This is a genomic window from Bradyrhizobium sp. USDA 3240 (genome assembly GCF_054063295.1).
The window spans coordinates 3,873,307-3,897,615 of the sequence record NZ_JBSSGD010000002.1 but is presented as its reverse complement, the minus strand read 5'-3'; the positions used below and the strand labels follow the sequence as shown (position 1 = coordinate 3,897,615).

Below are 24,309 nucleotides of genomic sequence, written 5' to 3'. Positions count from 1 at the left end.
TGGTCGGCGCGGCGCATCATTCCGCTTAGCGGAAAACAGATTGCTGTCGCTGCGGCTTGCTGCAGTGCGGGCCATGCGGCATGATCCGGCCCTCGACACGGACCTGATGGAATGAGGTCCGTTCTTCAAGGGAGGATCTGAATGAGACGGGTTTTGGCCGGCGTGTTGGCCTGTGTGTTTGCGATCTCGGCGAATGCGTCGCTGGCGCAGGACAAGCCTCCGCTGAAGCTCGGCGGCATCCTCGATATGTCGAGCCTCTACGCCGATATCACCGGTTCGGGCAGCGAAACCGCCGCCAAGATGGCGGTGGAGGATTTCGGCGGCACGGTGCTCGGCCGCAAGGTCGAGATCGTGGTCGGCGACCATCTCAACAAGGCCGACCTTGCCGCCAACATCGCCCGCGACATGATCGACAACCAGGGCGTCGAGATGATCTTCGACGTTGCGGCGTCCGCGACTGCGCTCGCTGCCGGCGAGATCGCCAAGGCCCGCGGCAAGATCATCATGTTCAACGGCCCGGGCTCGATCCGCCTCTCCAATGAGGCCTGCGGCCCCTATACCGTGCACTACGTGTTCGACACCTTCGCGCAGGCCAATGTGACCGGCCTTGCCGCGGTGAAATCCGGCCTCGACACCTGGTTCTTCCTGACCGCGGACTACGCGTTCGGCCAGGACCTCGAAAAAGATACCAGCAATGTCGTGGTGAAGTCGGGCGGCAAGGTGCTCGGCAGCGTGCGGCACCCGATCAACACCTCGGACTTCTCCTCCTTCCTGCTGCAGGCGCAGGCCTCGAAGGCCAAGGTGATCGGGCTCGCCAATGCCGGCGGCGACACCATCAACGCGATCAAGCAGGGCGCCGAGTTCGGCATTACCAAGGGCGGCCAGAAGATCTCGCCGCTCCTGGCTTTCGTGACCGATATCGACAGCGTCGGGCTCGAGACCGCGCAGGGGTTGCTGCTCGCGGAAGCCTTCTATTGGGATCTCAATGACGACACCCGCGCCTTCACCAAGCGCTTCATGGAGCGCACCAAGCGGGTGCCGACCTCGGCGCAGGCCGGCGTCTACTCGTCCGTGACGCATTATCTGCAGGCGGTGAAAGCTGCCGGCACCACCGATGCAGCTGCCGTCATGAAGGTGATGAAGGAGACCCCGATCAACGACATGTTCGCCAAGAACGGCAAGATCCGTGAGGACGGCCGCATGGTGCACGACATGTTTCTGTTCGAGGTCAAGAAGCCCTCGGAGTCGAAGGGCCGCTGGGATGACTACAAGCTGCTCGCGACCGTGCCGGGTGACCAGGCGTTCCAGCCGCTGTCGGAGTCACGCTGCCCGCTGGTGAAGAAGTGACGCGAAGCGTCATTCCGGGATGGTCCGAAGGACCAGACCCGGAATCTCGAGATTCCGGGTTCGATGCTGCGCATCGCCCCGGAATGACGCTGAGACAACCAACAACAACGAAAGGCAAAACGCCATGAGCGACAATCAGATGGTTCTCCAATCCCTCGACCAGGGCCTGCTCACCATCACCATGAACCGGCCGGATCGGCGCAATGCGCTCAATCCCGACATGACGCGCGGCCTCGTCGAGGCGGCGCAGCGGGCGCAGGACGATACCGAGGTGCGTGCGGTGCTGATCCGCGGAGCCGGCGGCACCTTCTGCGTCGGCGGCGACGTCAAGTCGATGGCGGAAGGCCGCGCGCCGCTGCCGTTCGAGGCCAAGATGGCCAATCTGCGCCGCGGCATGGAGGTCTCGCGCATCCTGCACACGATGCCGAAGCCCGTGGTGGCGCAGCTCGACGGTGCGGCGGCCGGTGCCGGCCTCTCGATCGCACTGTCCTGCGATCTGCGCGTCGCCGGCGCCTCCTGCAAGATCACCACCGCCTTTGCCAAGGTTGGCTTCTCCGGCGACTACGGTGGAACGTATTTCCTGACCAAGATGCTCGGCAGCGCCAAGGCGCGCGAGCTCTACATGATGTCGCCGGTGCTGTCGGCGCAGGAAGCCTACAACCTCGGCATGGTCTCCAAGGTGGTGCCCGATGCCGACGTCGAGGCCGAGACGCTGGAGTTGGCGCGGTCGCTGGCGCAGGGGCCGTCGGTGGCGCTCGGCTACATCAAGCGCAACATCAACAATGCCGAGACCATGACGCTGGAAGCCTGCTTCGACGGCGAGGCGATCCACCACACCCGTGCTGGCGAAACCACCGACCACAAGGAAGCGGCCAAGGCTTTCGTCGAGAAGCGCAAGCCCACCTTCCAGGGGCAGTAAACCATGGCCGAATATATGCGGCTGCGGCAGATCTGCCTGGTGGCACCACAGCTTGCGCCCGTGATCGCTGATATCTCCGCGATCATGGGCCTCGATGTCTGCTACCGCGACGGCAATGTCGCCAAATACGGCCTCGAGAACGCACTGCTGCCGGTCGATACCATCCTGCTGGAAGTGGTATCGCCGTTCCAGCCGGGGCCGGGCACCGCGGCCGGACGCTTCATCGAGAAGACCGGCGGCCGCGGCGGCTACATGGCGATCTTCGCTTGCGAAGATCCCAACGCGCGCGGCGCAAAGGCCAATGCGATCGGGGTGCGGACCGCCAACGTGATCACGCACGCGCCCTATCACGGCGTGCAACTGCACCCGCGCGACTGCCGCGCCGCCTTCATCGAGTTCAACCACACCGACGGCAGCGACGATGTGCTGGGGCCGTACCCACCGGCCGGCCCCGACTGGCAGAAGTCGATCCGCAAGGACACGACTTTGGCGCTGACCGAGGTCGAGATGCAGAGCCCCGAGCCCGAGGGATTGGCGGCGCATTGGGGGAAGATCGTCGGCATTCCCGCTGATGGCGCCGTGGTGAAGCTGCCGAACGCGACCTTCCGCTTCGTCAAAGGCGAGAGCGAGATCATGAGCGGTTTGACGTTCAAGGTCGCCGACAAGGCCAAGGTGCTGGATGCCGCGAAAGCCAGAGGCTGTGCCGTGAAGGGCGATGAGTTCCAGCTTTGCGGCGTGACGCTCAAGTTGACGGCCTGACTTCGTAGCCCGGATGCAGCGAAGCGAAATCCGGGGCCACTCCGTCCGTGGATGGATCGCCCCGGATCGCGCTGCGCTCCATCCGGGCTACGCGAATATCTTTCCCCGTCACCCTGAGGAGCGCGCAGCGCGTCTCGAAGGGTGCATGGCCCGGCTGGTGGCCGTTCATCCTCCGAGACGCGCGTTCCGCGCTCCTCAGCGACTGTGTTCTTCGTCAAGCGGGTTGCCATGGTTTTTGGTCCCTGAGCATGGCGTTGAGGGTGGTGAGAACTTTGCGCGCGACGGCGATGAGGGCGACCATCTTGGGCTTTCCAGCGGTCACCAGGCGCCGATAGAAGACCTTGAGCTGCGGATGGTATCGGCTGGCCGACAGAGCGGCCATGTAGAGCCCGGCGCGCAGCTTGGCTCTTCCGCCGCCGATCATGCTCTTGCCCTTCCAGCGGCCCGACTGGCGGGTGAACGGGGCAAGACCGGCGAGGCTCGCGATCTGGCGCCGATTGAGTGCGCCGAGCTCCGGCACCTCGGCAAGGAAGGTCCGCGCGAGGGTGTTGCTCACGCCAGGAAAGCTGACCAGCAGTTCCTCCTTGGCGCGCCAGACTGGCGAGCCGCGCACCAGCGTGTCGATGTCGTTGTCGATCTCCGGCAGCTCCTTCTCGAGGACCTTGATATGGCGGGCAAGGCTCTTGCGGACGCGGACGTTCTCGGCCCGCTTCTCGCGCTGACGCTCGGCAACGATCATCTCGATGATCTGCCGTCGGCGACTGACCAGTTCAGCCAGCAGCCGAGCTTCCTGATCCGGCATGGCACGTGGCTCCGGCTTTACGGCCTCGACAAACCGCGCGATCACTGCCGCATCGATCGGGTCCGTCTTGGCACGCTGACCAACCGCCTGCGCGAAGTGCCGGATCTGGGCCGGATTGACCACCACCAGCGGCAGCTGAGCGCCCGCCAGCGCAGCAGCGACGATGGTCTCGAAGCCGCCGGTTGCCTCCACCGCAATCAGCGCTGGCGAGATCACCTGCAAGCGCGCAACGAGCTCTTCCAAGCCTTTGCCGTCACGCGCCACGGCAAAGGCTTCCCCGCTCGGACGCACATGCACGTCCAGCCGGTCCTTCGACACATCAATGCCAACGTAGATCGCGTCCATCTGCACCCCTCCTTGCGCAACCGGGCTCGCCAGGCGGCCCTCGCGACTGTTCGGGTTCAATGGAACAACGGACGGGGCGCCGCGCTGAGGATCGGGCTTCAAAGCCCTGGGATGAAGCGGTCTCCCGTCCGCTACCGCACCGGACACTCTATCCGATCCGGCGATTCGAGACTTACAAGGATGACGGGAAGGGCGGTTGAGCTGGCTGTAGCGATTCAATATCGTGGCTTACAACAAGAACAACGGAACGCCCCCATGCCGCATCCGCTCGATTCCTTCTTCGCCCCAAAGAGCATCGCGCTGATCGGCGCCTCGCGCGATCACGAGAAGATTCCCGGGCGGCTGCTCGCGATGCTGCGCAAGAACGGCTATCCGGGCGGGCTCTATCCGATCAATCCGAACTATGACGAGATCGACGGGCTGAGATGCTTCAAGTCGATCGCCGAGATCGGCGCGCCGATCGATCTCGCGGTCATCGTCATTCCCGCGCGTGCTGTGCTGCCGGCGCTGGAGCAATGCGCGGCCGCCGGCGTCAGGAACGCGGTCATTATCTCGTCCGGCTTTGCGGAAGAGGGCGGCGATAGCGCAGCGATGCAGGACGCGATTGTGGCGCTGGCGAAGCGGACCGGGATGCGGATCTCCGGTCCGAACGCCGAGGGGTTCTACAGCCAGGTGCAGAAGGTCGCCGCGACCTTCAGCCCGACGGTCGACGTCAAGCCGGACGCGCCGGCGCTGGTCGCGACCAAGCGGCGGATCGGCATCGTCGCGCAGAGCGGCGGCATCGGCTTTGCGATCTATCATCGCGCCAAGGCGCTCGGTGTCGCACTCAGCTACGTCGTCAGCGCCGGCAATGAGAGTGATCTCGGCGCCGGCGAGTTCCTCGACTACATGGTGCAGGATCCCGCGACCGATGTGATCCTGCTCTTCATCGAGGGCATCCGCGACGTCGACAAGTTTTTGGCGGCGGCGAAGCGCGCGGCAGAGCTCAGGAAGCCCGTCATCGTCACTAAAGTGGGCCGTTCCGGCGCCGGCGAGCGCGCAGCGGCCTCGCACACCGCGAGCATGGCGGGCTGGTCGGCGGCCTATGACGCGGTGTTCGCGAAATATGGCTTCATCGTCTCCAACGACCTCGACGAGGCGGTGACGATTGCGGCCGTGTTGACCACCAATCCGCCGCCGAAGGGCGACCGTGTCGCGGTGCTGACGGTGTCCGGCGGCGCCGGCATCTGGGGCGCCGACGCTGTGTCGATGCAAGGCCTGCGTGTGCCGGAGCTGTCGACTGCGATCCAGAGCCAGATCAAGCAATGGATGCCGTCCTATGGCGCGGCGGGCAATCCGGTCGACGTCACCGCGCAGGGCGTCTCCTCCGGCGGCCTGCAGAAGAGCATCGAGCTGTTCGACGCGTCAGATGAAGTGGATGCGACCCTGGTCGTGCTGTCGCTGTCGAGCGAGACGCGGATGCCGTTCAAGAAGGCCGAGCTGAAGCCTCTGATCGCGGCGCAGAACAAGCCGGTGGTGTTCTATTCCTATACGCTGCCGTCGCCATTCGCGCGGCAGGAGCTCGCGAAGTCGGGCGTGGTGGTGCTCTCGGGATTGACCCATGTCGGCGTCGCGATGCGGCGGTTGGCGGATTATGCCGCCTTCAAGCCCGCCCCCGAGATGGCAGCATCAGCCTCGCGGACGCACGATCTCTCCGCGCATCTCACGGCGAAGACGTTGTCCGAACATGACAGCAAGTCGCTGCTGCGTGCCGCCGGGATCGCGCTGCCGGATGAGGTGTTGGTGACCGACCGCGACGGGCTCGACGCCGCGATCGAGCGGGCCGGCTTCCCGCTGGTCATGAAGATCCAATCGCCCGCGATCGCGCACAAGAGTGAGGTCGGCGGCGTCCGCGTCAATATCGCCGCCAAGGGCGCGGCGTTCACCGCCTATCGCGACATGCTGGATAGCGTGCAGCAGCAGCGACCTGAAGCAAAAATCCAAGGCGTGCTGGTCGGGCCGATGGCCAAGAAGGGCGTCGAGATCATCGTCGGCACCATGACGGACGCGACCTTCGGGCCGATGGTGATGGTGGGGCTCGGCGGCATTACGACCGAGCTGTTCAAGGACGTGATCTATCGTCCGGCGCCGGTGAGTCCGCCTGAGGCGACCGCGATGCTGGAGACCCTGAAAGCCGCGCCGCTGCTGCACGGCTTCCGCGGCGCGCCGAAAGCCGATGTCGTGGCGCTGGCGCAGCTGATTTCGCAGATTTCAGTGCTGGCAGCGCAGCACCGCAGCGAAATCGCCGAGATCGAGGTCAATCCCGTGCTGGTGCACCCGGAAGGGCAGGGCGTAACGATCGTCGATGCGCTGGTGGTGCCGAAATAACTAGGTGTCGTCCCGGCGAAGGCCGGCAACTGTTATGTTGGTTTGGTTTGCAGGTACGGCTTTCGGTCTCGCATGATGGCATTGAGGACCGTCAGCAGCTTCCTGGCGACGGCGATGAGGGCGAGTTTGGCTGGTTTTCCGGCCTGTCGCAGTCGTGCATAGAAGGCCTTGAACGGATCAGCTCTGCGGACTGCGTTGAGGGCCGCCATATAAAGGGCGTCACGAACGCGCTTTCGGCCGCCCGCAATCTTGCGCTTGCCGCGGAAGGCGCCGCTGTCGACGTTGAAGGGGGCAAGGCCAGCGAGCGCTGCGAGTTGTTTCGGTCCGATCCGCCCGAGTTCCGGCATCTGCGCGATGAGCTGCATGCAGGCCACGGGACCCACGCCGGGCAGCGAACGCATTAACTTCGCATCGTCCGCGATCTCCGCTTCGGCTTTAATCAATGCGCTGATGTCGGCCTCGATCTCGGCGATCTCGCTGTCGAGGACCTCGATGAGGCGGCCAATGCGTTCGGCCATGGCGCGATCGTCGGCCTCGCTGCGCCGGTTCTTCTCCTGGGCGCGCATCAGGACCAGCTGATCCCGCCGTTTTGCAAGCCTCGCCAAGGCGTTGCGTGCAGGATCGGCGACCTGCTCGGGGGCGGGCTGCATGGCCCGCGCAAAGGCTGCCAGCATCCGCGCATCGATCGGATCGGTCTTGGCGAGCAGGCCGCTAGCCCGTGCAAAGTCGCGGGCACGGGCCGGGTTGATCCGTGCGAACTGGATCCCGGCCTGACGTAGCGCCTCGCGAAGCGCGAGGTCATAGATACCCGTCGCCTCGAAGACGACCAGCGCATCGCATTGCCAACGCGCCACCTGCTGTGTGATGGCCTGTGTCGCGTTGGCAATGCGCCTCGGCACGCCGTCAGCCTCATCAAAGATATCGAGGTGTTTTTTGGAGATGTCGATTCCGACGTAACGAAGAGCTATGATCACGGTGCCTGTCCCTGTGATGCGAGGTCTGTTGGCGCAGCCTCGTGCAACTGTTCAGGTTTAGATGGAACGGGCGGGAGACCGAGCCGGCTCACGGCGTCAAGCGCCAAGGACCCAACGGCTTCCCGCCCACCCCATCATGACAGACTTCCAAGACACAGGGACCCATACGCCGCGGCCGACGAAAGTGGCACAAGCGGCGTCGGCTTCTCCTATCAACTCAGTTCGGTGGTTATGGGTCCCGGCCTTCGCCGGGACGACGTGTTGAGAGAGCGGCGCACACTGGGGGTCTGATCTCCGCGGATGCAGACCCCTCATCCGGCGCTGCGCGCCACCTTCTCCCACAAGGGGAGAAGGGAGGAGTTCGCCGCTCCGTGAAGTCGCGGTTTGGTCGACGACGTAAATATCAAGGCCGCCGCGCAGGGGGACGCGGCGGCTATAGGATGACGAACGGGCTTACCCGGCCCCCGAAGCTATTTTCCGAGAGCGATCCGGACGAGGTCCTTCAGCGCGAAATTGGGGCCGGATCCGGGGAACCAGTTCTTGTTCATGTTGAGGATCGAGCTGTTGTCACCGAACATCAGCCCGACGAAGACTTCCGCGACGATCCGCCCGCCGACCGGTCCGAGCCGCGGCGTCGTCACTTCGACGTCCGATTTGACCGGAATTTTCACCTTCACCGCGTGATGCATCGCCTCGGCGAGAATGTATGTCCACAACGGACAATTCTTGCGGAAGACCGGATCCACCGAGAGGATGTTCGGCAGTGGGGTGTCGGGCTTGTCCACGCCCTGACCGATCAGAATCTCCTCGTCGTTGAGCGGCTGAACGCCCATCGCGTAGGCGATATCCTGGCCCGACGGCAGGCCCAGCCGCCAGCCACGCAGCAGGTTGCGCTCCGCAAGCACCGACGGGTTGGAAGCGACCGCGGGTGGTAGATTCGCCAGCGGATTGACCAGCGCAGTATCGATGCGATAGGCGAACTGCAGCCGCTTGGCCTTGACCGCGTCGTCGCCGTCATAGTCGCGCGTGTCGATGTCGATGAAGCGGCCCCAGTCGATGGCCCAGGCCGGGTTCATCTCGCGGAAGCCGGTCAAGCCGTCCTTGTTCTGGCCGCTCGGAAAGATCGGAAGCAGGACGCCGTCGTTCAAACGGTATCCCGGCCGGATCATCGAATGACCGAGCCGATAGCCCGCAACCGAGAACTCCACGGGCATGAAGGGCTCGTTCTTCCAGTGGAAGTATCTCAGCTTCGACTGGTCATATCGTCCGCCGGTCTTGAGCTGGTCGAGCACGCCGTGATCGACGATCCGCGGCAGGAAGTCGTACAGCACGATATACTGGTAGTAGTGTCGCACGATCCGTTGCAGGTCGGAGAATTCGGCGTCGGGGTGCCGCTTCAGCATCGCATTGTGAAAGCGATGGAACAGGCCCTGCAACTGCGAGACGATCGCGTTTTCGTCGTTGCGCGGATCGCCGATCAGGGCGCGTTTTACCGGCGCTCCGTTCCTCGGGAGGTCGTGGGCGTCCGGGTCGCCGGCGCCATGTATGGGGTTGCCGAGCAGGAAGCCGTTGCTGCCGTCATACAGATAGGGCTGGTCGTCAGGGCCGCGGCCGTAGATGCAGTCGAGATCGAATGCAGGCGTCCGGTAGTCGGTCAACGCATCCGGGTCGTTGCGCTTCTGCAGTGAGCTGTTCGGGTCGAATGTCAGGTCGTGGTCGATGAACTGGCCGAAATACGTATAGAGCGCGGGGATCCCGCTCTCCTCGTCGTCGCGTCCGTCCTTCGGATCGTCGGGGGACGACGTCATCGCCTTCGCAAGCTTGGCAAGCGCGTTCTGCGCGTCGGTGTCGGTCTTTCCAAATGTCGCTGGCTCCATGCGGAACATGCGACCGAACCGACCCTGAAAAAGCGGCGAACTGGCCGTTGTGGACAGCCCGCGAACGGGAACGGAATGCTTGGCAGTCATTGCGTTGCTCCATGCTGTGATGAATACGGAGCGCCCAATGTCGGACTGTACGGCCGCTAGCGGACTTGAAATGTGAATTATCTCTCAGGAGTCGCATAAATACATAATACCACCCATGATCGTGTGAGCGGACTGGCCGGTGACCATGCGCAATGCACGGTATCGCCGAGATTGAGGTCAATCCCGTGCTGATGCATCCGGAAAAGGCTGGGCACGACGATCGTCGATGCGCTGGTGGTGCCGAGGAAGTAGCGAGCTATCTCCACCGCCGTCGTCCCGGCGAAGGCCGGGACCCATACGCCGCGGCCCGCGGAAATGGCACAAGGGGAGACGGCTTGTCTCCCCACTCGCATTGGTGGTTATGGGTCCCGGCCTTCGCCGGGACGACGCATTGAGAGAGCAGCGCTTGCGGCCTTACCGTCCCTTGAAGTTCGCGACGCGGCGCTCGGCGGTGGCCTTGACGCCTTCCTTGAAGTCTTCGGTCGCGCGCAGCTTGGTCTGCTCTTCCAGCTCATGGTTGGTCGCGGCGAGCACGCGGTCGGCGAGGCCGGCGCGCATGGTGGCGCGGGTCGAGACCAGGCCGAGCGGCGAGCACTCGGCGATCTCCTGTGCGAGCTTCATCGCTTCGGCCCGCACCTGGTCCTGCGGCACCAGCACGTTGGCAAGACCCCAGCGATAGGCCTCTTCGCCGGTGACGCGGCGGCTGGTGTAGAACATCAGCTCCGCGTTGTTCTTGCCGATCAGTTCCGGCAGCGTCGTGGTGAGACCAAAGCCCGGATGGAAGCCGAGCTTGGTGAAATTCGCCGCGAAGCGCGCTTCGGGGCAGGCGACGCGGAAGTCGGCGGAGACGGCAAGGCCAAGCCCGCCGCCAATCGCGGCGCCGTGGATCGCCGCGACGATCGGCTTCTTGTTGCGGAAGATGCGTACCGCCTGAACATAGAGATGGTTGATCGGCAGGTTCGAGGCCGGATCGCTCTTGGCGCGCTCCTCCTGCTCCTGGCGGGCCGGATCGCCGAAATTAGCGCCGGCGCAGAACGCTTTGCCCTGGGCGGCGAGCACCGAGGCGCGGATCTCGATATTGTTGTCGAACTCCTCCAGCGCGTCGGCGATCTGGTTGATCAGCGCGACGTCGAAGAAATTCAGCGGCGGCTTGCGAATTTCGATCAGGCCGACATGGCCATGAGTCTCGACGCCGATATCAGTATACTTGGTCATGATCTGTCCTCGTTGAATTGATGCAAGCGAGCCCGCGCGGCTAGCGCAAACCAAGCCCGCGGGCGATGATGCCGCGCAGCACTTCCGTGGTGCCGCCCTGGATCGTCAGCTTGGGCGCGGTCTTGATGGCGAAATCGAGCTGCTTTTCCAGCGTCTCGCGGTTGGTCGCGGTCTCCTCGACGAACGCCGCGAGATCGCGGACCCGATGCGGTAGCTGCTGCTCCCAAACCGTGCCGATGTCCTTGACGATCGAGGCCTCCACCACCGGCTCCTTGCCGGCCTGCAGCATGCCCGCCACCGACACCGACATGCGGCGCATGGTGTGAACTTGCGCGACCAGCCGTCCGATGCCCTCGGCGCTGCGGGTGTCCGGGTTCTTGCCGACCGCACGCACCAGCTCGGTGAGCACGTAATAGGTCTCGAGGAAGCGCTCCGGGCCGGAGCGTTCATAGGCGAGCTCGGACGTCGCCTGCTTCCAGGCGCCGTCGACTTCGCCCAGCACGTGATCGTCGGGCACGAAGTAGTCGGTGAACACCACCTCGTTGAATTCGAACTGGCCGGTGATCTGGCCGATCGGATTCACCTGGATGCCCGGCTGCTTCATCTTGACCAGGAACTGGGTCAGGCCGTGGCGGCGGTTTTCCTTGGTCGGCGGCGAGGTGCGGAAGATCGCGATCATGTAGTCGGCGATATGCGCCGACGAGGTCCAGATCTTGGTGCCGTTGATCAGATAGCCGCCGTCGGTCTTGGTCGCACGGGTCTTCGCCGCGAACAGGTCGGAGCCTGAGTTCGGCTCGCTCATGCCGATCGCGAAGCAGACTTCGCCGCGGCAGATGCGCGGCAGGATGTCCATCTTGATGTGCTCGGGCGCGTATTTCAGAAGCACCGGGCCGCTCTGGCGATCGGCGACGAAGAAGCGCCGGGTCGGCGCGTTCGCCACCCGCATCTCCTCGGTCACCACGTAGCGTTCGAGGAACGAGCGCTCCTGCCCGCCGTATTTCTTCGGCCAGGTCATGCCGAGCCAGCCCTTGGCGCCGACGCGGCGGGAGAATTCTGGCGCGTCATTGTCCTCGCGGTTCGGCGCGTAGGGATCGAAGGTGCCGGCGGCGATCTCCTCGGCGAGGAAGGCGCGCACTTCCTTGCGGAGCTGCTCGCACTTTTCCGGCAGGCGGATCGGATCGAAACGTAGGGCTGCAGTCATGATGTCCAGTCCTGATCTTTCTGCCTGATCTCAGCGCGAAGCCACCAGAGGCCACAATTCATCGGCGCCACGCTCGGCGACGAACTTGCCGAGCTCGACCGCCCAGTAGCTCTCCGAGCCGAAATCGTCACGCCACGCCAATGCGCGCAGCGAGTAGCGGTGCAGGATGTGCTCGTTGGTGAAGCCGATCGCGCCATGCACCTGGTGCGCAATGCCACTGCCTTTCTCGGCCGCTTCCGAACAGCGAATCTTGGCCGCCGCGGCTTCGAGGAACACCGCGTCATTGTCGAACGACGCAGCGTTCGCGATGGTATCGGCCGCCGACGTTGCGGCGGCCAGCGCCGCGGCGGACTCGCCGGCGAGGCGGGCGAGGTTGTGCTGCACCGCCTGGAACTTGGAGATCTTCTTCTCGAACGCGACGCGTTCGTTGGAGTAGCGCACGGAGATGTCGAGCATCGATTCCAGGGAGCCAGCGATCTGGAGTGACCGCACCACGCCGCCCATCAGCATCAGCGTGGTCTGGTCAAAACCCTTCGGCGCCGATTTGGTCGTGACCGGCTGCACCTTGTCGAGCGTGACGGTGTCGTTGTGATCGCCGCCGAGTCCAATGCCGGATTCGATCCGGCACTTCGCGGCATCGACCAGCGCGATCGAGATGCCGCCATTGCCGGTTGCCAGCACCGCGAAATGTTTCGCGTCTTTCGCGAACGGCACGCCGCGGGCGCGGCCCGAGAGCGAGCCGTCGGCGCCAACAGTGATGCGGTCCTTCGGGCTTGCCGGCAGAACGGTCATCTCGCCTTCCGGGGAGGTGATCTTGCCTTGCGTCAGCAGCCAGCCGGCCAGCATTGTTTCGGCCAGCGGAACAGCGATCGCATGCCGCCCGGCGACGTTGAGGACACTGAAACCTTCCGCGAGACTGGCGCCGGAACCACCGAGATCGTCGGGCACCCAGGACAGCGGCAAGCCGGCTTCGGTCAGCGCCTGCCACAGCGGCGCCTTCCATGCGCCCTGCTTGTCGTGATTGATGGTTTGGGCATCCGCGAGATCGGCGAAAATCTTTTCCGCGGTCTCGGCGACGATGTTCTCACCCTCCGCCACAGCGTTCCTCGTGTTGATTGGCTTGGGGCTCGCCGTTCGGCTGGCCCTGCTTGCGATGCTGTCTTGCGCTCAATGATGCGGAAAAGCCATAGCCGTGACAAGCGTTGCCCGCAGGGCCACTTGCGCGGATGGCATGAAGCCGGACCGGGTGCAGGAATTCCGCATAGTGAACTTTCGACCGCCTCCGTTTGTATGCCACGCGCAACAGCAAATTGGCCGGTGACATCTGTTCAGTCCGCCAGATGAAACTCGATCGCCTTCCGCGATCGGCGGCAGGTTCGGGCCGACGACGCCCGCGCCGGGCGTGACCGGGCCGAGCGACAAGCATATGAGTTCTGATGAACTCATGCTTAGCTTGAGGCCGGGATCGGAGGTGGCTTGGATGAAGATGCATATGCTGTCGGGCGGACGTCTGCGGATGTCGAGGCGGACCTACCTACCTGACGCGGCGCGCGGCGAGATGATCGATCTGCCGGTCGCCTGCGTGCTGTTGCGGCATACGCAGGGCAATGTGCTGTTCGACACCGGGTGCCATCCCGATGTCGCGACCGATCCCGAAGGACGGCTCGGCACGCTTGCTAAATACATGCAGCCGATCATGCCGGCGGACGATCATGTGCTGACGAGCCTGAAGGCGGTCGGCCTTGGCCCCGACGATATCGACGTGGTGATCTGCTCCCACCTGCACACCGATCATTGCGGCTGCAATGCCTTCTTCAAGAAGGCGACGATCTTCGTCCATGCGCTCGAGATCGAGGCCGCGAATGCCGACAACGCGTTCGATCGCGGATACATCAAGGCGGACTGGGATCATCCGCTGAAGATGGAGATCTTCGACCGGCAGATGGATGTGTTCGGTGACGGCAGACTGACACTGGTGCCGCTGCCGGGACATTCCAAGGGAACGACCGGCGCGCTGGTCAAGCTCGACAACAGCGGCGAATACCTGCTGGCGTCCGACTCGCTCAGCGTGCGCGCCAATCTCGATCAGCGGACCTCGCCGCGCAACAGCCTCGATGTCGACCAGTTCCTGAACTCGCTCGACGAGATCGCCAAGCTGGAGGCCGCCGGCGTCAAGATCATCTGCGGCCATGACGAAGCGCAGTGGGCCGGCCTGCAAAAGGGCGTGAACGCATATACGTGAGGACCTGCGCCTGAGGCTTTGGCGCGGTTTGCAGATGGCATCCCGCGCGATATGGTATGCCGCCGCCGGAGTTCATCTGGCTCACAACAACAAGGAAAATGCAGATGTCCAAGGATGGTTTGTGCGCGATCGTGACGGGATCGGCATCGGGCCTCGGCGCCGCCACCGCGCAAATCCTCGCCACGCAGGGCGCGCGCCTCATCATCAACTATTCCAACAGCAAGGCGGAAGCCGAAGCGACCGCGGAAGCCTGCCGCAAGCAGGGCGCCGAGGTGCTGGTGGTGCAGGGCGACGTCTCGCGCGATGAGGACTGCAAGAAGATCGCAGCCGCCGCGCAGGGCTGGGGCCGGCTCGACGTGCTGGTCAATAATGCCGGCACTACCAAGCATGTGCCGCATCACGATCTCGACGGCCTGACCGCGGAGGATTTCCAGCGCATCTATGCCGTCAACACCATCGGCCCGTTCCAGATGGTCCGTGCTGCGCGGGCACTGCTCGAGGCCGGTGCAAAGGCATCCGGACGTCCGTCGGCGGTGGTGAACGTCTCCTCGGTCGCCGGCATTTCCGGCGGCGGTTCGTCGGTCGCCTATGCCGCGAGCAAGGGCGCGCTCAACACCATGACGCAGTCGCTGGCGCGCGCGCTGGCGCCCTTGATCCGCGTCAACACGGTGTGCCCAGGCTATATCGATACGCCCTGGTTCACCAAGGGCCGCGGCGAGGACGGCGCCAAGCAGGTGCGCGATGCCGTGGTCGCGCGCGTGCCGCTGAAGGTCGCGTCAACGGCCGAAGATATCGCCAATCTCGTCTGCTTCCTGGCAAGCCCGGCGTCGAGCAACATGACCGGCGAATTCGTCCGCATGGACGCCGGCATGCACCTGATTCAGTGACGTAGTCATCCACGTCTTCAGAGTGATTGCAGAAACGAAAATGCCCGGGCCATGCCCGGGCATTCTCATGTTGAAGCGGTCTTCGGCTTGTTGTCCCGTCATTCCGGGATGGTGCGTTAGCACCAGACCTCAGGTACGCAATTGCGCACCGGGGAATCTCGAGATCCCGGGTTCGATGCTACGCATCGCCCCGGGATGACGGCGTTGCCGTCACTTGTTTCCCAGATCCGGGATCACGCGCGCCGCGACCAGCCGGTTCCAGATGAACAACACCACCAGCGCGCCGATCGTGGCGGTGATGAAGCCGGCGCCCTGTTCAGGGCCGTAGTGGCCGATGGCCTGGCCGATGAAGGTCGCGAGAAACGCGCCGACTATGCCGAGCACGGTGGTGAGAATGAAGCCGCTCGGATTATTCGGTCCCGGCGACAGGAGCCGCGCGATGATCCCCGCGACAAAGCCGACGATGATGACCCAGATGATGCCGCCCATGACTGTCGTCCTCCTCAGATGGAATCAACGCTGCCGCTAAAGCCGGCCGTGCAACTCGTCGCCGCTCGGCAGCCGGCCGTCCGGCGTCAGATGGTTGATCGCGTCGGGCAGATACTGGCTCAGGCCCTGCAGCAATTGGTCGCGCGACATGCCGCTCTGCGACGCCAGCGAGTCGATCTGGTCGGCGCCGAGCGCATTGGCGAGATCGCCGGGCGCGATCTGCTTGTTGGGGCCGTTGCTGACCCAGGAATTGGCCGCGTCGCCATGGCCCTTCTGCTGCAACTGGTTGAGCAGATCGCCGAGGCCGCCGCTAAGCACGGTGCCGGCCGCGCCGCCCGCGAGCAGGCCACCGAGGCCGCCCTTGAGCAGATCACCGAGCCCGCCGCCACCAGCGCCGCCGGGCAGGCTCGCGGTGACGTTGCCGGGAAGTGACGGTGCCTGCGCTGGCGTCGGCGTCGGCTGAGGCGCGGTCGCGCCCGGCTGGCCGCCGGAAAAATGCTTGACCGCCTTCCAGGCCAGCAACGCCAGGATTGCCATCGTCATCGGCGACATTCCGCTGCCGCCACCGCTTGAGCTGTCGGATGGGGTGCTTGGCGCGCTTGGACCGCGAGGGCCGTTCTGCATGCCGTTGAGTACGTCGAGTAAACCCATGATCGTCTCCTGCCGCAACCGTGCCCCGAGCCGGAAACATAGCTTCGGGCCATGACGGTTACAAGGCGGGCCACCCGGGCGGCGGCGCGTGGAAATAGGCAGGCAACTCAAGGTCTGCTATCGAGCCATAATGAACGGACGTTTAGCCAGATGAACGCGGACCGGCCGATCGGCATCGCGGGCGCCGGAAGCATCGGTTGCTTCGTCGGCGGCATGCTGGCTGCGTCCGGCCGCCGCGTCGCGCTGCTGGCGCGGCCGCGGTTGATCCAGGAGATCGCAGCCAGCGGCTTGCGGGTCAGCAGTTTCGACGGCTCGGAGCGGATGGTATCCGCGGACCGGCTCGTTCTGTCCGACGATCCGTCGATCCTGCGCGACGTCCAGACGGTGCTGGTGACGGTGAAGAGCGCCGATACAGCCGAGATCGCCGAATTAATCGTTGGCCACGCGGCTACTGACGCCGCGGTGATCAGCCTGCAGAACGGCGTCGGCAATGTGCCATTGCTGCGCGACCGCCTGCCGGGCCGCAAGGTGCTCGGCGGCATGGTGCCGTTCAATGTGGTCGCGCTCGGCGACGGCCGTTTCCATCGCTCGACCTCGGGCGACGTCGTGATCGCGCAGGACGATGCCGGCACCGCGGCACGGCTCTCGGTGCCGGGTCTTGCGATGAAGGCGACCTCCAACATCGACGGCGTGCAGTGGGGCAAGTTGATCGTCAATCTCAACAACGCGCTCAATGCGCTGTCCAACATTCCGCTGCGGCAGCAGCTCGCGCAGCGCGGCTGGCGACAATTATTCGCCGACCAGATGGCCGAGGGTTTGGCCGCGATTCGCGCCGAAGGGATCGTGCCGGTGTCGCCGACGCCGCTGCCTTCGAGCTGGATGCCGGCATTGCTGCGGTTGCCGGACGCGCTGTTCGACATGCTGCTCGGCCGCACCATGAAGATCGATCCCGAAGCGCGCTCCTCGATGTGGGAGGATCTGCAACGTGGCCGGCGCACCGAGATCGACTATCTGCAGGGCGTGATCACCGCGATCGCGGATCGCCGCGGGCTGGAGGCGCCGCTGTCGAGACGTATCATCGCGCTGATCCGGAAGGCGGAGGCCGACGGCAAGGGTTCGCCGGGGCTGACGCCGGAGCAGATACGCGATGGCCGCTGACCGCGAACGCCGACGATCGTCAGTCATGGCGTTCGGAAAACCGAGGAGGTGACATCATGAAACGATCCTGCATCATGCTGCTCGCGCTTGCTGCGCTTGGCTCCGTCCCGGTCCGCGCCGCGCCGCCGACTGTGACACCTTCGCCGGGCTATGATGCGCGCTTGCAGGAGCAGCGCGCGGCGGCCGCGGCATCGAGCCGATCGGCCACGGCAGCACGCAAGCCGGTCACGCATCGACACCACAAGCGCGGTCGCGCGCACTGATCCAATGCAGAGAAGACCTCAGATGAAGCTGCTGTTCCTCGCGCTCACCTTCGTGCTCGGCATCACGACGGCGGCACACGCCGCCGACTATGCCGGTTCGATCAGTGCCTACCGGCGCGCCAACGGCATGCCCGCGGTGAAGCTCGACGCGAAGCTGAACGTGATGGCGTTGAAGCAGGCGCAGGTGATGTCAGCCACCGGATCGGTAAGCCACTCCGCGGGCGGCAGCTTCTTCACCCGCATCACGCCGCTGAAGAAGCAGCGCGCCGCCGAAAATATCGGCGCCGGTTTCATCGCCTTCGCCGAGATGCTGAAGCAGTGGGAGAACTCGGCGGGGCACCGCGAGAATCTGCTGATGCCGGGCGCGAAGCGCGTCGGTGTGGCCTTCGTCGACAATCCGAAGTCGCCGTACCGCAGGTTCTGGGCGATGGTGATTACCGATTGACCATAGCGTTTTCGAGCGAAGTGGACGCCGGTTCGCGTGAAGAAAACGCGTCAAAATAAGAATCTAGAGCACTGCGGTTCTGATTCAATCAGAACCGAAGTGCTCTAGCGTCAGTTGCGCTTCGCAACCTTGGTCGGCGGCGGCGATGCCGGCGTGAACAGTTTCTTCAGGCCGTCCAATCCTTCGGAAAGCCGCGGCCATTCGCAGGAGAACGTACCCTTCACGCAACTCGCCGCCTGCGGCCGCACCCTGGGAAGAGGAGCAGCAGCAACCCGCGGCTTGACCGGCCGTGCGACAGGGGCCGGGACTTTCGCCGGCTCGCTGTGCACTGGCTCGCCGTGCAGTGACGCCTGCTGAAGCTGCGGCGGCCGCACCTGCTGCTTTTCCTGACGCTCGAGCTGCTTGGCATTGAACGCCGCGACGATGCTCGATCGGCGCTCCTTCTCGAGATAGCCGGTATATTCTTGGTCGATCTTCTTCTGCTCGTCCGGCGTCGGATTGGGGCCGGCGATGTCGAAGCTTCGGTCCTGCATGAAGTCGTAATAGGTGTAACCACCGCCGGACTTGCGGCGTCCGGCAAACTTGGCATTGCAGTCGGCGAGTTGCGCGGTCTTGTCTTCCCTGGACTTCGCCTTCTCGGCGAGGTCGGCGCAATCCTCAAAGTCCTTCGGTGCGCTGCGCCACCATTGCGCGCGCGCGGTCATCGGCGCCAGCGCGAACGCGGCGACAAAAACGGCAACAGCCAACGTCGATGATCGTGACAGCATCACGGACATTGCAAGCAAACCCGAACGACACAGAGTGAGCAGATTGTCGCCATTTTTGTGACCCTTGTCACCTCGGAACCCGACGATTTCCCTGACCATTTAAGTCGCAGGCCGGTCGGTTGGCATGATCCAATAATCGCTGTACGCAATTGCAATATTTGAAGAATTCCTGCCGTATTGCCGCAGCGGAAATTGGAACAATTCGTCTCGAAACGTTCACTTGACCCGATGCAGCAATGCGACGAGTTCCGCCTGCCGATGCGTGCCGGTCTTCTGGAAGATCGTTTTCAGCTGATTGCGCGCGGTGGCAAGGGCAATGCCGGCTTCCTGTGCGGCGGCCTCGACCGAATCGCCGCGCGCAAGTCGCGTGGCGAGGCGCGCCTGCGCCGGCGTCAGCTCGAACGCCGCCGCCAGCAGCGCCTGATCGAAAGCGGCGTTGCCCTCGAGATCACGGATCAACAGGATCGCGCGCGCGCCCAGGAACGGTGAGCGTGCGGCGGGAGGCACCGGCTGCATCTGGATCACGATCGGCCGCTTGTCGATCCTGCGCACCACGATCGGCGATGTCGGGAGCGGGTGCAGGTCCGAGCTGTGGGCCAGCAGATCGATCAGCCTGGTCAGATCGGTATTAGCCTGCCGGTCGAGCAGAGTGAGGCGGTTGTTGCGGATCGCAAGGTCATGGCCGAGGCAGGCTTCCGCCTGGCCGTTCATGCCGATGACGGCGCCGAAGCGGCCGACGGCAATCGCGGCGACCTGGATCAGGTCGAGCGCGCTGGTAATGCCCGAAATCGCGGAGCGGCCGACGACGGTGGACAGCGTCGCAGCTTCGGTCAGCCGCGCTGACACGCGCGAGAGTGCCTTGACCTCGTCGGCCTCGAACATGCCTTCCTTCGGCGTGCGCTGGATGCTCAGTGCCCACAACGCCGGTCCGGCGCGGAAGCCGATTCCCGCAAACCATTTCAGCCCGAACTCGCCGAGCGTGGCATAGAGCGGGTCGCGCAGCATCTCGGTTTCGCCGCCGAACAGGTCGGCGTCGGTGATGACGTTGGTGCCGGAGAGCATCAGCGGCACGCCGCGCGCGGCGCGAATGTCGGTGAGATGAAAATTCTGCGGGAAGTAGGTCTTGGTGAAATAGTCGGTGATCGATTGCGTGCGCGGAATGTCTTCGGTGCGGATATCGCTCTGAAGCATCGCAGCCCCGGTCGCGCCGACGGCCGCGCAGACCTCGTCCATGAAGGCCGGCCAGGTCGCGGGATCGAGAACCACGTCGCCAAGGCGCGCGGTCACGTCGTCCAGCCTGTGCACGTCGACCAAAGGCTCAGCTCCGCCTGATGCAGATTTCTTGTTGTTTCACAGGACGAAACAGGCCGGACCTGTTTGCACCCGCTACCGTGCATAAGAAGGCTCGGACCGCCGGATATGCAAGTTAAATCAGCGTCACGGCCGAAGGCCGGGCCCGCAAACCCTGGCGAAACATGATCGAAAATCGGCGAGGGGGCGAGCCCACCGCTACAGCAAATGCAGATCCCGGCGGCGATCGGCCTCGGTCAATGCCACGCGGCAGAAGCTGGCGGCGATCGCGACGACGTCCTCAACGGTTTGCGGATAGTGCTTCGATACCCAGCGCCGGGCGATCGAGATCACGGCGCCGACCATGCCGATCGAAAGCAGCGTGGCCGGAGTACCCTTGTCGCTGCGTTTCGGATCGCGTGGCGGCGGCACCAGGATGTCGCTGAATGTGCGCGATGCGTCGAGCGTGACGGCATCGACCGCCGGGCTGATGCCGGCGATCTCTAGCAGGAAGACCCGTGCCGGCTTCGGATGCTCCTTCAACCGCATGAAATACAGTGTCAGCGCAGCGCGCAGCCGCATTTCGGCATCGTCGCCGCCGGACGCGGCGGCGGCCGCCATCTCCTCGTGGAGGTGGCCGACGACATGGTTGTAGGCCGCGATCAGCAGCGCCTCGCTGTTGGTGAAGGATTCGTAGAAATAGCGTTCGGTGAGCTCGGCCGCCTCGCAGATCGCCTTCACAGTGGCGACCCGATAGCCGACCTCGCCATAGACCTCGATCGCAGCATCAATCAGCTTCAGCCGCCGCTCAGCGCGGCGTTCCTCGGCGTCCATACCGCCATAGAGGCGGGCTTTCCGGCTGCTTGCCATGAAAAGTGTATTGACACGAGCCATTGTCAGATGTCAAGTTATCTGACAATACGAATTGTCAATTCTGCCACGGGAGGTCAGGGCATGTCTGCTCATTTCGACGTGTTGATCGTGGGTGCCGGGCTGTCGGGCATCGGTGCCGGCTATCATCTGCAGACCAATTGCCCGGACCGCAGCTACGCCATTCTCGAAGGCCGCGATTGCATCGGCGGCACCTGGGACCTGTTCCGCTATCCCGGCATCCGCTCCGACTCCGACATGTACACGCTCGGCTACTCGTTCCGGCCCTGGACCGAGCCGAAGGCGATCGCCGACGGCCCGTCGATCCTGAATTATGTGCGCGAGACCGCGCGCATGTACGGCATCGACAAGAAGATCCGCTTCAACCACCGCGTCGTGCGTGCCGACTGGTCGTCGGCCGACTCGCAATGGACGGTCGAAGTCGAGCGCGGGCCGGAGCAGACGATCGAGCGTCTCACCTGCAGCTTCCTGTTCATGTGCAGCGGCTACTACAAGTATGAGCACGGCTACACGCCGGACTTCCCCGGCCTCGCCGACTTCGCCGGCCGAGTCGTCCATCCACAGAAGTGGACCGACGACATCGACTATGCCGGCAAGAAGGTGGTGGTGATCGGCAGCGGCGCGACCGCGGTGACGCTGGTGCCGGAAATGGCCAAGACCGCAGCCCATGTCACGATGCTGCAGCGTTCGCCGACCTATGTCGTCGCGCGGCCGGATGAGGACAAGGTCGCCAACTGGCTGCGGGCGCGGCTACCCGCAAAACTCGCTTATGGCCTCACGCGCTGGAAGAACGTGCTGTTCGGCATGTATTTCTACCGGCTCTGCAAGCGCGATCCGGAGCGCGTGAAGAAGCTGATCCTCGGCGGCGTCCGCCATGCGCTCGGTCCCGACTACGACGTCGCGACGCATTTCACGCCGAGCTACAATCCGTGGGACCAGCGGCTTTGCCTGGTGCCGAACGGCGATCTCTTTCAATCGCTGCGCAGTGGCGGCTCGTCTGTCGTCACCGACCAGATCGAGACCTTCACGCGTGGGGGCATCAAGCTCAAGAGCGGAAACGTGCTCGACGCCGACGTCGTTGTGACCGCGACCGGCCTCGATCTGCAGGTGCTTGGCGGGCTCGAGATCAAGGTCGACGGCGCGCCGGTCGATCTGTCGAAGACCATGAACTACAAGGGGCTGATGTATTCGGGCGTGCCGAATCTTGCTGCGGCGTTCGGCTACACCAACGCATCGTGGACGCTGAAATGCGACCTGACCTGCGAATATGTCTGCCGCATGCTCAACCACATGAAGGCGAATGGCTTCGCGCAAGTCACGCCGCGGCGGAACGATCCGACCGTGACCGAGTTGCCTTGGGTGGATTTCTCCTCGGGCTATATCCAGCGCGCCGCCACCAGGTTCCCCAAACAGGGCTCGCGCCGGCCCTGGCGGCTCTACCAGAACTATGCGCTCGATATCGTGACGCTGCGTTTCGGCTCGCTGAAGGATGAGGCGATCGAGTTTCTGCCGGCGCGCCGGGCCGGCGCGGCGAATGCCGGCTCGAATCCGGCCCGGCAGGTGGCATAGCGCCAAGCGCCGAACATTGCGCAACTTCGCCCGCGCCCGATATGGCGCGGGCTGGCGATCATTCGGCTCCTCTGCTATGGGGATGGCGACGCCCGCATGCTTCGCTGCGGGCGGTGCGGTCCCGTAGCTCAGCCGGATAGAGCGACGGTTTCCTAAACCGTAGGTCGGAAGTTCGAGTCTTCCCGGGATCGCCATTTTCAGCCTGGCTGCGCGCCATAGCGCGCCCACTCCTCATCGAAGCCACGTTTGGGCAACGTGCTCCGGCACGGTCTGCCGGGCGTCCGCCCCCTCAGTTCACCCCAAATTAGGGAAAGCCCGGGACAATGGGGAGGGGGCCACCGGAAGACCGCGCGCATGCGAGCCAGCGTTCCAGAATGGGTTGAGCAGGGCCGCAGCGACGCCTTGCGCGATCCGCTGCGTTCGAAGGGCCGGCCGCTCGTCGTCGATGTCGACGAGGTGATGGTTCCGGAGAGCTCCTTCCCGGCGAATATCGCTTCCGCGCTGACCGGCCGCTTTCGCGCCGTCACCACGGCGATTGCCGCTGCGCTTGGGCCGGCAGCGCGTGTTGCTGATGCATCCGGCTTCGATCCATCCCGCGCACGGTTTGACCACGACGCCGTGACCTTCCTTTTGCAGGTGCTGGGCGAAGGTCGTCCGGTGTATCTCTGTTCGGAAACCCATCCCGAGCCGTTCGTCAGCGCTGTTGCCCAGCATCTCGGCGTCTTCACGGCCTGGGCTGCCGCACCGGACGGCCGGTCGCCGGCACAGGGCGAAGACCTGCCGCCCGCGCTCTTGCAGGGCTTCGACTACATCGGCAGCGAAGCGGTTGCGCTGCCCGGCTTCGCGTCACGCGTGGTGCGCACCGGTCGATCCGCCGCGGCTGCACCCGCGCCGGCTGGTTTGCGCAGCTGGGTGAAGCTGCTTCGGGTGCATCAATATGCGAAGAACGCCCTCGTGTTGGTGCCGCTGCTGACCGCGCACAAGTTCGCATTCGGGTCGGCGGCGACGTCGCTGTTTGCGCTGATCGCATTCTCGCTCTGTGCGTCGGCCGCCTACATCCTGAACGACATTCTCGACATCAAGGCCGACCGCGCGCATCCGGCCAAGCGCAACCGCCCGATCGCAAGCGGCGCCGTCCCCGCGACGCAAGCTGCCGGCGCGATGGCGCTGGTGCTGGTCGCCGCGTTCGCGATCGCATTGTGCATATCGGTCGGGTTCGCCGGCGTCCTGCTCAGTTATTTCGCGCTGACCACCTCCTATTCGCTGTGGCTCAAGCGCATCGCGATCGTCGACGTCGTCGTGCTGGCGACGCTTTACACCGTTCGCGTGATCGGCGGCGCGGTCGCGATCAGCGTGCCGATGTCGGAGTGGCTGCTCGCGTTCTCGCTGTTCATCTTCATGTCGCTGGCGCTGGTGAAGCGCCATATCGAGCTCGCGAGCCAGCCGGACGGCGCGGTGCTCGCGGCGCGCGGTTATCGGATCGAAGACAAGTCGATGGTCGCGATCCTCGCGGCCGCGTCGGGCTTCAACGCCGTCGTGATCTTCACGCTCTACATCTCCTCCGATACGGTTCGCGCGCTCTACAGCCACCCACAACTGCTCTGGGTCTGCTGTCCGATCCTGATGTACTGGATCGGCCGCGTGATGCTGTTCGCGCAGCGCGGATTGATCGATGATGATCCCGTGATGTTCGCGCTGCGGGATCGCGCCAGCTGGGTCGCGCTTGGCGCGATCGGCGTCGTCATGCTCGCCGCCATCTAG

22 protein-coding genes and 1 tRNA gene are annotated in these 24,309 nt (G+C 64.4%); 12 read left to right on the top strand and 11 right to left on the bottom strand.

All coding sequences use genetic code 11. The features are described from left to right. Positions 1–141 precede the first annotated feature (141 nt). From ACVIGA_RS19150 to ACVIGA_RS19140, 3 genes are all read left to right on the top strand, one after another. Positions 142–1,347, top strand: coding sequence for an ABC transporter substrate-binding protein (locus ACVIGA_RS19150; RefSeq protein WP_456667569.1), 1,206 nt, complete (start codon positions 142–144; stop codon positions 1,345–1,347). Between the two features lie 124 nt (positions 1,348–1,471). Next, on the top strand, positions 1,472–2,266 hold the full coding sequence (locus ACVIGA_RS19145) for an enoyl-CoA hydratase (RefSeq protein WP_456667568.1): 795 nt from the start codon (positions 1,472–1,474) through the stop codon (positions 2,264–2,266). 3 nt (positions 2,267–2,269) lie between these two features. After that, positions 2,270–3,025 (top strand): hypothetical protein, encoded by a 756-nt coding sequence (locus tag ACVIGA_RS19140; RefSeq protein WP_456667567.1) that lies wholly within the window; start codon positions 2,270–2,272, stop codon positions 3,023–3,025. A 214-nt stretch (positions 3,026–3,239) separates the two neighbouring features. On the opposite strand, the gene ACVIGA_RS19135 is transcribed toward ACVIGA_RS19140, so the two are convergent. Then, positions 3,240–4,172, bottom strand: a complete 933-nt coding sequence (locus ACVIGA_RS19135; RefSeq protein ID WP_375777642.1) for an IS110 family RNA-guided transposase — start codon at positions 4,170–4,172, stop codon at positions 3,240–3,242. Between the two features lie 255 nt (positions 4,173–4,427). On the opposite strand from ACVIGA_RS19135, the gene ACVIGA_RS19130 reads away from it, so the two are divergent. Further along, positions 4,428–6,539 carry an acetate--CoA ligase family protein gene (locus ACVIGA_RS19130; RefSeq protein WP_456667566.1) on the top strand — a complete coding sequence of 704 codons (2,112 nt, stop codon included), beginning with the start codon at positions 4,428–4,430 and terminating at the stop codon, positions 6,537–6,539. Positions 6,540–6,571: 32 nt separating this feature from the next. On the opposite strand, the gene ACVIGA_RS19125 is transcribed toward ACVIGA_RS19130, so the two are convergent. The 5 genes from ACVIGA_RS19125 to ACVIGA_RS19105 form a co-directional block, all read right to left on the bottom strand. Further along, the gene (locus ACVIGA_RS19125) at positions 6,572–7,513 is read right to left on the bottom strand and encodes an IS110 family transposase (RefSeq protein WP_456665701.1); all 942 of its coding nucleotides are present in this window, start codon (positions 7,511–7,513) and stop codon (positions 6,572–6,574) included. A gap of 470 nt (positions 7,514–7,983) precedes the next feature. Then, positions 7,984–9,390, bottom strand: coding sequence for a peroxidase family protein (locus ACVIGA_RS19120; protein ID WP_456667565.1), 1,407 nt, complete (start codon positions 9,388–9,390; stop codon positions 7,984–7,986). 504 nt (positions 9,391–9,894) lie between these two features. Beyond that, the gene (locus ACVIGA_RS19115) at positions 9,895–10,695 is read right to left on the bottom strand and encodes an enoyl-CoA hydratase/isomerase family protein (RefSeq protein ID WP_024582673.1); all 801 of its coding nucleotides are present in this window, start codon (positions 10,693–10,695) and stop codon (positions 9,895–9,897) included. Positions 10,696–10,735: 40 nt separating this feature from the next. After that, positions 10,736–11,896 carry an acyl-CoA dehydrogenase family protein gene (locus tag ACVIGA_RS19110; protein WP_097671039.1) on the bottom strand — a complete coding sequence of 387 codons (1,161 nt, stop codon included), beginning with the start codon at positions 11,894–11,896 and terminating at the stop codon, positions 10,736–10,738. A 30-nt stretch (positions 11,897–11,926) separates the two neighbouring features. Then, positions 11,927–12,994 (bottom strand): acyl-CoA dehydrogenase family protein, encoded by a 1,068-nt coding sequence (locus ACVIGA_RS19105; RefSeq protein ID WP_456667564.1) that lies wholly within the window; start codon positions 12,992–12,994, stop codon positions 11,927–11,929. Positions 12,995–13,376: 382 nt separating this feature from the next. Between ACVIGA_RS19105 and ACVIGA_RS19100 the strand changes: the two genes are divergently transcribed. Beyond that, entirely contained in the window at positions 13,377–14,138 is a 762-nt protein-coding gene (locus ACVIGA_RS19100) for an N-acyl homoserine lactonase family protein (protein ID WP_456667563.1), read from the top strand. Between the two features lie 104 nt (positions 14,139–14,242). Beyond that, a complete protein-coding gene (locus tag ACVIGA_RS19095; RefSeq protein ID WP_456667562.1) occupies positions 14,243–15,025 on the top strand; it encodes an SDR family NAD(P)-dependent oxidoreductase in 783 nt (260 codons plus the stop codon). A gap of 210 nt (positions 15,026–15,235) precedes the next feature. On the opposite strand, the gene ACVIGA_RS19090 is transcribed toward ACVIGA_RS19095, so the two are convergent. Further along, on the bottom strand, positions 15,236–15,514 hold the full coding sequence (locus ACVIGA_RS19090) for a GlsB/YeaQ/YmgE family stress response membrane protein (protein ID WP_092119939.1): 279 nt from the start codon (positions 15,512–15,514) through the stop codon (positions 15,236–15,238). Between the two features lie 36 nt (positions 15,515–15,550). Continuing rightward, positions 15,551–16,165 (bottom strand): YidB family protein, encoded by a 615-nt coding sequence (locus ACVIGA_RS19085; protein WP_456667561.1) that lies wholly within the window; start codon positions 16,163–16,165, stop codon positions 15,551–15,553. A 150-nt stretch (positions 16,166–16,315) separates the two neighbouring features. Here ACVIGA_RS19085 and ACVIGA_RS19080 point away from each other — a divergent pair, with 150 nt between their 5' ends. The 3 genes from ACVIGA_RS19080 to ACVIGA_RS19070 are packed head-to-tail and all read left to right on the top strand — an operon-like array spanning position 16,316 to position 18,031. Next, a complete protein-coding gene (locus ACVIGA_RS19080) occupies positions 16,316–17,323 on the top strand; it encodes a 2-dehydropantoate 2-reductase (protein ID WP_456667560.1) in 1,008 nt (335 codons plus the stop codon). Between the two features lie 56 nt (positions 17,324–17,379). Continuing rightward, a complete protein-coding gene (locus ACVIGA_RS19075) occupies positions 17,380–17,586 on the top strand; it encodes a hypothetical protein (protein ID WP_456667559.1) in 207 nt (68 codons plus the stop codon). A 22-nt stretch (positions 17,587–17,608) separates the two neighbouring features. Beyond that, positions 17,609–18,031 carry a CAP domain-containing protein gene (locus tag ACVIGA_RS19070; RefSeq protein WP_456667558.1) on the top strand — a complete coding sequence of 141 codons (423 nt, stop codon included), beginning with the start codon at positions 17,609–17,611 and terminating at the stop codon, positions 18,029–18,031. 110 nt (positions 18,032–18,141) lie between these two features. Here ACVIGA_RS19070 and ACVIGA_RS19065 read toward each other — a convergent pair whose 3' ends face one another. The 3 genes from ACVIGA_RS19065 to ACVIGA_RS19055 form a co-directional block, all read right to left on the bottom strand. Next, positions 18,142–18,798 carry a hypothetical protein gene (locus ACVIGA_RS19065; protein WP_456667557.1) on the bottom strand — a complete coding sequence of 219 codons (657 nt, stop codon included), beginning with the start codon at positions 18,796–18,798 and terminating at the stop codon, positions 18,142–18,144. Between the two features lie 216 nt (positions 18,799–19,014). Then, entirely contained in the window at positions 19,015–20,085 is a 1,071-nt protein-coding gene (locus tag ACVIGA_RS19060; protein WP_456667556.1) for a helix-turn-helix transcriptional regulator, read from the bottom strand. 222 nt (positions 20,086–20,307) lie between these two features. Beyond that, positions 20,308–20,958 (bottom strand): TetR/AcrR family transcriptional regulator, encoded by a 651-nt coding sequence (locus tag ACVIGA_RS19055; protein WP_456667555.1) that lies wholly within the window; start codon positions 20,956–20,958, stop codon positions 20,308–20,310. A gap of 84 nt (positions 20,959–21,042) precedes the next feature. Between ACVIGA_RS19055 and ACVIGA_RS19050 the strand changes: the two genes are divergently transcribed. From ACVIGA_RS19050 to ACVIGA_RS19040, 3 genes are all read left to right on the top strand, one after another. Further along, positions 21,043–22,548 (top strand): flavin-containing monooxygenase, encoded by a 1,506-nt coding sequence (locus ACVIGA_RS19050; RefSeq protein ID WP_456667554.1) that lies wholly within the window; start codon positions 21,043–21,045, stop codon positions 22,546–22,548. Between the two features lie 117 nt (positions 22,549–22,665). Next, a tRNA-Arg gene (locus ACVIGA_RS19045) sits at positions 22,666–22,742 on the top strand. 160 nt (positions 22,743–22,902) lie between these two features. Continuing rightward, positions 22,903–24,309, top strand: coding sequence for a UbiA family prenyltransferase (locus ACVIGA_RS19040; RefSeq protein WP_456667553.1), 1,407 nt, complete (start codon positions 22,903–22,905; stop codon positions 24,307–24,309).

Bases quoted from the DNA above. Each gene is read 5' to 3' on its own strand.
- ACVIGA_RS19150 (WP_456667569.1), top strand. From the start codon at position 142: ATGAGACGGGTTTTGGCCGGCGTGTTGGCCTGTGTGTTTGCGATCTCG.
- ACVIGA_RS19145 (WP_456667568.1), top strand. From the start codon at position 1,472: ATGAGCGACAATCAGATGGTTCTCCAATCCCTCGACCAGGGCCTGCTC.
- ACVIGA_RS19140 (WP_456667567.1), top strand. From the start codon at position 2,270: ATGGCCGAATATATGCGGCTGCGGCAGATCTGCCTGGTGGCACCACAG.
- ACVIGA_RS19135 (WP_375777642.1), bottom strand. From the start codon at position 4,172: ATGGACGCGATCTACGTTGGCATTGATGTGTCGAAGGACCGGCTGGAC.
- ACVIGA_RS19130 (WP_456667566.1), top strand. From the start codon at position 4,428: ATGCCGCATCCGCTCGATTCCTTCTTCGCCCCAAAGAGCATCGCGCTG.
- ACVIGA_RS19120 (WP_456667565.1), bottom strand. From the start codon at position 9,390: ATGGAGCCAGCGACATTTGGAAAGACCGACACCGACGCGCAGAACGCG.
- ACVIGA_RS19115 (WP_024582673.1), bottom strand. From the start codon at position 10,695: ATGACCAAGTATACTGATATCGGCGTCGAGACTCATGGCCATGTCGGC.
- ACVIGA_RS19110 (WP_097671039.1), bottom strand. From the start codon at position 11,896: ATGACTGCAGCCCTACGTTTCGATCCGATCCGCCTGCCGGAAAAGTGC.
- ACVIGA_RS19100 (WP_456667563.1), top strand. From the start codon at position 13,377: ATGAAGATGCATATGCTGTCGGGCGGACGTCTGCGGATGTCGAGGCGG.
- ACVIGA_RS19095 (WP_456667562.1), top strand. From the start codon at position 14,243: ATGTCCAAGGATGGTTTGTGCGCGATCGTGACGGGATCGGCATCGGGC.
- ACVIGA_RS19090 (WP_092119939.1), bottom strand. From the start codon at position 15,514: ATGGGCGGCATCATCTGGGTCATCATCGTCGGCTTTGTCGCGGGGATC.
- ACVIGA_RS19085 (WP_456667561.1), bottom strand. From the start codon at position 16,165: ATGGGTTTACTCGACGTACTCAACGGCATGCAGAACGGCCCTCGCGGT.
- ACVIGA_RS19080 (WP_456667560.1), top strand. From the start codon at position 16,316: ATGAACGCGGACCGGCCGATCGGCATCGCGGGCGCCGGAAGCATCGGT.
- ACVIGA_RS19075 (WP_456667559.1), top strand. From the start codon at position 17,380: ATGAAACGATCCTGCATCATGCTGCTCGCGCTTGCTGCGCTTGGCTCC.
- ACVIGA_RS19070 (WP_456667558.1), top strand. From the start codon at position 17,609: ATGAAGCTGCTGTTCCTCGCGCTCACCTTCGTGCTCGGCATCACGACG.
- ACVIGA_RS19065 (WP_456667557.1), bottom strand. From the start codon at position 18,798: ATGCTGTCACGATCATCGACGTTGGCTGTTGCCGTTTTTGTCGCCGCG.
- ACVIGA_RS19055 (WP_456667555.1), bottom strand. From the start codon at position 20,958: ATGGCAAGCAGCCGGAAAGCCCGCCTCTATGGCGGTATGGACGCCGAG.
- ACVIGA_RS19050 (WP_456667554.1), top strand. From the start codon at position 21,043: ATGTCTGCTCATTTCGACGTGTTGATCGTGGGTGCCGGGCTGTCGGGC.
- ACVIGA_RS19040 (WP_456667553.1), top strand. From the start codon at position 22,903: ATGCGAGCCAGCGTTCCAGAATGGGTTGAGCAGGGCCGCAGCGACGCC.